This window comes from Mesorhizobium sp. M7A.F.Ca.CA.001.10.2.1, assembly GCF_003998575.1.
In the GTDB taxonomy this organism is placed as follows: Bacteria; Pseudomonadota; Alphaproteobacteria; order Rhizobiales; family Rhizobiaceae; genus Mesorhizobium.
Genome location: NZ_RZQY01000327.1, coordinates 1 through 6,513 on the forward strand (window position 1 = coordinate 1; position 6,513 = coordinate 6,513).

The 6,513-nt window shown below is 63.1% G+C and carries 5 protein-coding genes and 1 pseudogene; all 6 read left to right on the top strand.

Annotation, left to right across the window (positions count from 1 at the left end; all coding sequences use genetic code 11):
• Nucleotides 1–754: pseudogene (locus tag EN964_RS20410) on the top strand (glycosyl transferase family 1); the annotation flags it as partial.
• A 40-nt stretch (nucleotides 755–794) separates the two neighbouring features.
• Entirely contained in the window at nucleotides 795–1,790 is a 996-nt protein-coding gene (locus EN964_RS20415) for a glycosyltransferase family 2 protein (protein ID WP_127270879.1), read from the top strand.
• Nucleotides 1,790–2,740, top strand: a complete 951-nt coding sequence (locus EN964_RS20420; RefSeq protein WP_127270881.1) for a glycosyltransferase family 2 protein — start codon at nucleotides 1,790–1,792, stop codon at nucleotides 2,738–2,740. The genes EN964_RS20415 and EN964_RS20420 overlap by 1 nt, the downstream gene beginning before the upstream one ends.
• Nucleotides 2,730–3,698: a glycosyltransferase family 2 protein gene (locus EN964_RS20425; RefSeq protein WP_127269744.1), complete on the top strand. Its 969-nt coding sequence runs from the start codon at nucleotides 2,730–2,732 to the stop codon at nucleotides 3,696–3,698. The genes EN964_RS20420 and EN964_RS20425 overlap by 11 nt, the downstream gene beginning before the upstream one ends.
• Before the next feature lie 74 nt (nucleotides 3,699–3,772).
• Nucleotides 3,773–4,669 carry a UTP--glucose-1-phosphate uridylyltransferase gene (locus tag EN964_RS20430; protein ID WP_127269746.1) on the top strand — a complete coding sequence of 299 codons (897 nt, stop codon included), beginning with the start codon at nucleotides 3,773–3,775 and terminating at the stop codon, nucleotides 4,667–4,669.
• 225 nt (nucleotides 4,670–4,894) lie between these two features.
• Nucleotides 4,895–6,513: Wzz/FepE/Etk N-terminal domain-containing protein (locus EN964_RS20435; RefSeq protein WP_127276676.1), on the top strand; the 1,619-nt coding region annotated here is incomplete at its 3' end.

A 6,513-nucleotide genomic window follows, 5' to 3' on the forward strand; every position in this document is an offset into this window, starting at 1 on the left:
GGCCAGGGATGTGAAGCTGCTGGTGACCAGTTCTCCTGCCTTTATCGCCAATTATTTCAAGCCGTTCGGCCAGGTTGCGGCACCCATCGAGCTGGTCGAAAACAAATATTTCGAGGCCGCGACGATCTTGCCCGGCGCTCCGGAGACTGAAGAGAGCCCGGTCGGTCCGCCATGGCGGATCGGCTGGTTCGGTGCGCTGCGCTGCCGACGCTCACTCGAGCTGCTGGCCGATTTCTCCCGCCGCATGGAGGGCCGCTTCGAGATCGTGCTGCGCGGACGTCCGGCTTTGTCGGAATTCCCTGACTTTCACGGCTTTGTCGAAGCCGAGCCGTGGCTGTCGTTTCTCGGGCCCTACCGCAATCCGGAAGACATGGCGGCGATCTACAACGATGTCCATTTTTCGTGGGCGATCGATTTCTTCGAGGCGGGGCAGAACTCCGAATGGCTTCTGCCCAACCGGCTCTATGAAGGCTGCCGTTTCGGAGCGGTGCCGATCTCGATGGGCAACACCGAGACCGGGCGGTTCCTCAAACAGCAGGATATCGGCGTGCTGTTGCCGCAGGCGTCGCCCGAAGCCCTCGAAGCCGTGCTCGGCAAGATGGAAGAGCATCGCTTCGCCAGGCTGAAGGAGCGCGTTCTGGCCCGCAATCCGAGGACCTGGAGCTACGATCGCAGCGATTGCCGGGCGCTTGTCGAGCGGCTGCGCAGCCTGACGGCCGTGCCCGGCTCCTTTGCCGCCGAGGCATTGGCATAGGATGGCCAAGGATGGACAGAGGCAAGATGGACAGAGATTGATGACGCAGACGGACAAACCCTCATCCAGCCTGATCGTCATTCCGTGCCTGAATGAAGCCGCCCATATCGGTGCGCTGCTCGATCAATTGCGGCCCGCGGCCGCCCGGCTTGGCGCCCGGATCATCGTCGCCGATGGCGGCAGCACCGACGGCACGCTTTCCATCGTCGAGGATGTGATTGCCAAGGACCCGCGGGTTATCCTGCTCCACAACAAGCGGCGCATCCAGAGCGCGGCGATCAATCTCGCCGTCGGTACCTTCGGCGATGGTGCCGACTATCTCATCCGCATCGATGCGCATGGCGGTTATCCCGACGATTATTGCGACCGGCTGGTCGAGGAAGCCTTGGCCACGGGCGCGGATTCGGTTGTCGTTTCGATGCTGACCAGAGGCAGCGGTGCCGTGCAGAAGGCGGCCGCCGCGGCGCAGAACTCCAAGCTCGGCACCGGCGGCTCGAAGCATCGGCATCTTTCGCAGGGACAGTGGATCGATCACGGCCATCATGCACTGATGCGGATATCGGCATTCGGCGCCGTCGGCGGCTACGACGAAGCGTTCAGCCATAACGAGGACGCCGAGCTCGATTATCGCCTGCGCAAGGCGGGCTACAAGATCTGGATGAGTGGCAAGACGCAGATGGTCTACTATCCGCGCGCCTCGCTCTCAGGCCTCTATTTCCAGTATCTCGGCTACGGTCGCGGGCGTGCCAAGAATGTGCTGAAGCACCGCGTCATCCCAAAGATCCGGCAGATGGTGCCGCTGGCGGTCTTCCCGGTGGTTCTTCTTGCGGCCTTCTCATTCGTGCATTGGATTGCGGCAGTGCCTTTGTTGCTGTGGGTGTCGGTGTGCCTGGGCTACGGACTGGTGACGGCTATCCGCCAGCGCAAGGCTGACGTTGCGCTGGCCGGTGTCTCGGCCATGGTCATGCATCTTGGCTGGTCGGTTGGCTTCTGGCTGCAGCTTCTCGGCCTCGGCTCGCGACGCGGAGTGGCCTGATGGCGGTGTCGGCAAAGAACCGCAGCATCGACATCGGCGTCTGCACGTTCCGCCGGCCGGAGCTGGCTGACACGCTGCGCTCGCTCGACGCCATGGAGATGCCGGCGGGATTCGATATCCGCATTATCGTCGCCGACAATGACGACACCCCGACGGCCCGTGACCTGGTGGCGGCGCTGTCGCGGGAATTGACGGTGCCGATCCACTATCGGCATGCCCCGGCGCGCAACATCTCGATCGCCCGCAATGCCTGCCTCGATGCGAGCACAGCGGATTTCGTCGCCTTCATTGATGATGACGAAACGGCCACGCCTCAATGGCTCGCTGAATTGGTCGCGATGGCGCAGCAAAGCGGTGTCGCCGTCGTGCTCGGCCCGGTCAGGGCGCGCTATCGCCCGGATGCGCCGGACTGGATGCGGCGCGGCGATTTCCATTCGACCTTGCCCATCTGGGTGCGCGGCGAGATCCGCACCGGCTACACCTGCAATGTTCTGCTGCGGATGGGCTCGGACAGCCTGCGCGGCCGCCGCTTCAGCCTGGCGCGTGGCCAGACCGGCGGCGAGGACACCGAATTCTTCGACCAGATGCACAAGGCCGGCGGCCGCATCGCCTTCGCGCCCAAGGCGTGGGTCGACGAGGTGGTGCCGCGCTCAAGGGCGGCATTCGAATGGCTCGGCCGCCGCCGCTTTCGCGTCGGCCAGACGCATGGCCATCTCCTGGGCAGTAGCGCCAGCAGCATCGGCCTGGTCAAGCAGGTCGGCCTGGCCTCGGCAAAGGCCATCTATTGCTTCGCCTCGGCACTTCCGGTCGTCGTCAGTCCAGTCCGCAGGAACCGCAGCGTGCTGCGCGGCATTATGCATGTTGGTGTCGTCAGCGGCCTCGTCGGCATCCGCGAAATTCGCCTCTATGGCCAGCCGTCGCCACAGGAGGGAGGCAAGCGTGCAGCCTGACGTCAGCTCTGTCCCGGATGTTTCCTTCGTTATTGCCGCCTACAACGCCGAGGCGACCCTTGATCGGGCGATTGCCAGCGCCATCGCCCAGAAGGGTGTCAGCGTCGAAATCATCGTCGTCGACGACAAGTCGCGCGATGCGACGCTCGACGTGGCGCGGGCCTACCCCGGGGATATCGTCCGTGTCGTCGCCCTGGCCAGCAACCGCGGCCCTGGCGGCGCCAGGAATGCCGGCCTCGACGCCGCCCGCGGCAGATGGATCGCGGTTCTCGATTCCGACGACGCGGTCTTTCCCGGCCGGCTCGCGGCCATGATCGCTCGTGCCGAAAGCGCGGATGCCCAGATCGCCGTCGACAATCTGCAGGTCGTTCGCGAGGACGGCGTCATCGAGGACGCGATGTTTCCGCGGCAATATCTGGAAGGCTTGCGCGAGATTTCGCTGGCCACCTACATCGCCGGCAACGTCGTCTTCGAATCCAAGTTCAACCTCGGCTATCTCAAGCCGATCTTCCAGCGCGAGTTCCTGAACGAACACCGGCTTCGCTATGACGAAAAGCTGAGGATCGGCGAAGACTACATCCTGTTTGCCGGCGCCCTGGCCAAGGGCGGAAAATGCGTCGTCGAGCCCGATATCGGCTATGCCTATCATATCCGCAGCGGCTCCATCTCGCGCGTGCTCGAGCTTCACCACGTCGAAGCGATGCGCAGGGCGGATGCCGTGTTCGCTCAAACCCATCGGATGGATGAGGCCGCGCAGGCCGCGTTTGCACGGCGCGGCCGCAGCCTGCGCAAGGCGGCATCGTTTCTGTCACTGGTACAGCACATCAAGGCGCGGTCCCCGCTCAAGGCGATCCGGACTGCGCTCAGCGACCCGGCGGCGGTCAGGCATATGGGCATGCCGATCGCCGTGCGGTTGCGAAGAATGGCGGCACAATTTGCCGTTGGGGCGGGGAGGTGAAGATGCAGGCACATGGAGGGATTTTTCGTGGCCTGTGAATGGACTGAAGTCGATCTCCTCAGAAGGAATTTGCGATGAAGAAAATCAGGAAGGCCGTGATACCGGTGGCGGGGCTTGGAACAAGATTCCTGCCGGCGACCAAGTCGATGCCAAAGGAAATGCTTCCCGTGGTCGACAGGCCTGTCGTGCAATATGCGGTGGACGAGGCCTTCGAGGCGGGCATCGAGCACATCGTCTTCGTGACTGGCCGCAACAAGGCGGTGATCGAGGACTATTTCGACCTGCATCCGGAATTGATCGGCACCCTGGAGCAGACCGGCAAGAAGACCCAGTTGGAGGCGCTCGAAAGCATGCTGCCTGTGGCCGGTGCCACCAGCTTCATCCGCCAGCAATCGCCGCAAGGCCTCGGCCATGCCGTCTGGTGCGCGCGCGAGGTTATCGGCAACGAGCCCTTCGCCTTGCTGCTGCCGGACATGGTGTCCTTCGGCGGGCGCGGATGCCTCGCCGAAACCGTCGAGCTTTATGAGCGCACGGGTGGCAACGTGATCGCCGTCGAGCGTTGCGAACCGAGCGAGACCAACAAATACGGCATCGTTGGCCGTGGCGCCGAGATCGGTGGCGGTTTCGAGGTGACGGCCATGGTCGAGAAGCCGGCGCCGGCCAATGCGCCGTCGAACTTCTACATCAACGGCCGCTACATCCTGCAGCCCGAGATTTTCGCGCTTCTGGGCAATCAGCAGCGCGGCGCCGGCAACGAGATTCAATTGACGGACGCCATGGTTCGTCTGTCGAAGGATCAGTCGTTCTTCGCCCAGCCTTTTAAGGGTCGCATGTTCGACTGCGGTTCCAAGGAAGGGTTCATCCAGGCCAACATCGCCTTCGCGCTGGCGCGCGACGACATGAAGGGTCCGGTTTTCGAGATGCTTCAGGAGTTCGTCCGGTCGCATGAACGCCAGGAAGAAGCCGCATAATGCCCATCTTTCGGGAGCATGGTCAGATGGCCGGCGAAGAGGGGCCGGCAGGTTCTCGCCGTCTGGCACGACGCTTGCTTCGCTTCTGGCGATGCTCCCGATCTTCGAGGCGCCTGCAAGCCAAGGCATGATCCCGGAAAGTGGGTCCCGGTTTCCGGAAAAGATCATGTTGAAACAGTGAGATAGAGTCCATTGCGATGGACCGGCTCTAGAATTGGACCGAAGATGAATTATGCCAACTTTCCTCTCGACAAGAGGATGCCATTGCCGAATTCGGACGCAGGAGACGGCGAAGACTTCATCGATATCGAGCGGCTGCTTGGCATGGCCGCACGGCAGGCCAAGGTGGTTGCCGTGTGTGCCGTCATCGGTCTCTTCCTGGGCTTGCTCTATTTGCAGACGACGCCGCCTAAATATCAGTCGGTCGCCAGCGTGCTGATCGATGAGGGCTTGAACAAAATCGTCGACGACATTTCGGCGACGTCGACAACCATGCAGACCGATTCGGCGATCCTGAGCCAGATCGAGATCCTGACCTCGACGCGGCTTGCCGCCGTGGTCGTCGACAAGCTGAAGCTCGACCAGAACGACACATTCATGAATCCGCCCCAGTCGGCGCTTGCCCAAGGCATAGGCCTCATCCGCGGCCTGATCCAGTATGTCCGCCCCAGCTCTTCCATGCCGGGTGGCACTGACTTCAGCAAGCTCGACCCGGCCGCCCGCGATGCGCTGATCGCCACGTCGCGCCGCGACTACGCGATCCTCAAGCTGCAGAGCGAGGTGCGGGCAACGCGCATCGGGCGAAGCTACGTCATCGCGCTCGGCTATCAGGCGACGGACCCGGCCTTGGCAAACGCCATCACCAAGGCCTACGCCGATGCCTATCTCGCCGATCAGCTCGATGCCAGCTTCGATGCCACCGAGCGGGCTGCGGTCTGGCTCCAGGGCCGGTTGACGGAGCTGCGCCAGAGCTCGCAGGCAGCTTCGCTTGCGGTTGAGAAATTCAGGGCCGAACACGGGCTGGCCGCCAACAGCGACGGCCAGCTGATGAGCGACAAGCAGCTTTCCGACCTCAACGCCCAGCTTATCGTGGCGCAGGCCGACACCGCGCGCGCCAGCGCCCGCTACCAGCAGTACAAAGCCATTGTCGACAGCGGCTCCGAAAACGCCTTCAAGGATGCCGCCATATCGAGCGACCAGCCGAGCAGCTCGGTCATATCGGCGCTCAAGACCCGCTATCTCACGGTGGCCAAGCGTCTGCAGGACGTCGAGGCGAATTTCGGCCCCGAGCACCCGCAGGCGGTGGCTCTCTCCAAGGAGAAGGCCGACATATCGACGCAGATTTTCGGCGAGCTGAAGCAGCTGACCGAAAGCTATCGCAACGAATATGAGGTGGCGCAGGCACGCGAGACCGCGCTCAGGGCCAACGTCGCGGCCGCACAGGGCAAGAGTTCCGTCGACAACCAGACGCAAGTCAAGCTGCGTGAACTCGATCAGCAGGCGACGGCGCTCACCACGCTCTACCAGACATTCCTCGGCCGCTATGAGGAAGCCGCGCAACAGCAATCCTTCCCTGTCGGCAAGATCCGCATCATCTCCGACGCTTCGATGCCGATGGCGGCCTCGAGCCCGCGCACAATCGTCGTGCTCGGGCTTTCGCTGGTGCTTGGCCTGCTGATGGGCGCCGGCTTTGGTGGCCTGAACGAGTTCAACGAACGCTTCTTCAGGACCGGCGAGGACGTGCGCGACCGCGTCAACCTGAAATTCCTCGGCTATCTCCCCACGATCGGCGGCAAGCTCGGCAAGGAAGAAAAGCCGGGCGAGACCCAGGTAGACGCCAAGAC

Coding starts and splice junctions, on each gene's coding strand:
- EN964_RS20415 (WP_127270879.1), top strand. CDS start 795: ATGACGCAGACGGACAAACCCTCATCCAGCCTGATCGTCATTCCGTGC.
- EN964_RS20420 (WP_127270881.1), top strand. CDS start 1,790: ATGGCGGTGTCGGCAAAGAACCGCAGCATCGACATCGGCGTCTGCACG.
- EN964_RS20430 (WP_127269746.1), top strand. CDS start 3,773: ATGAAGAAAATCAGGAAGGCCGTGATACCGGTGGCGGGGCTTGGAACA.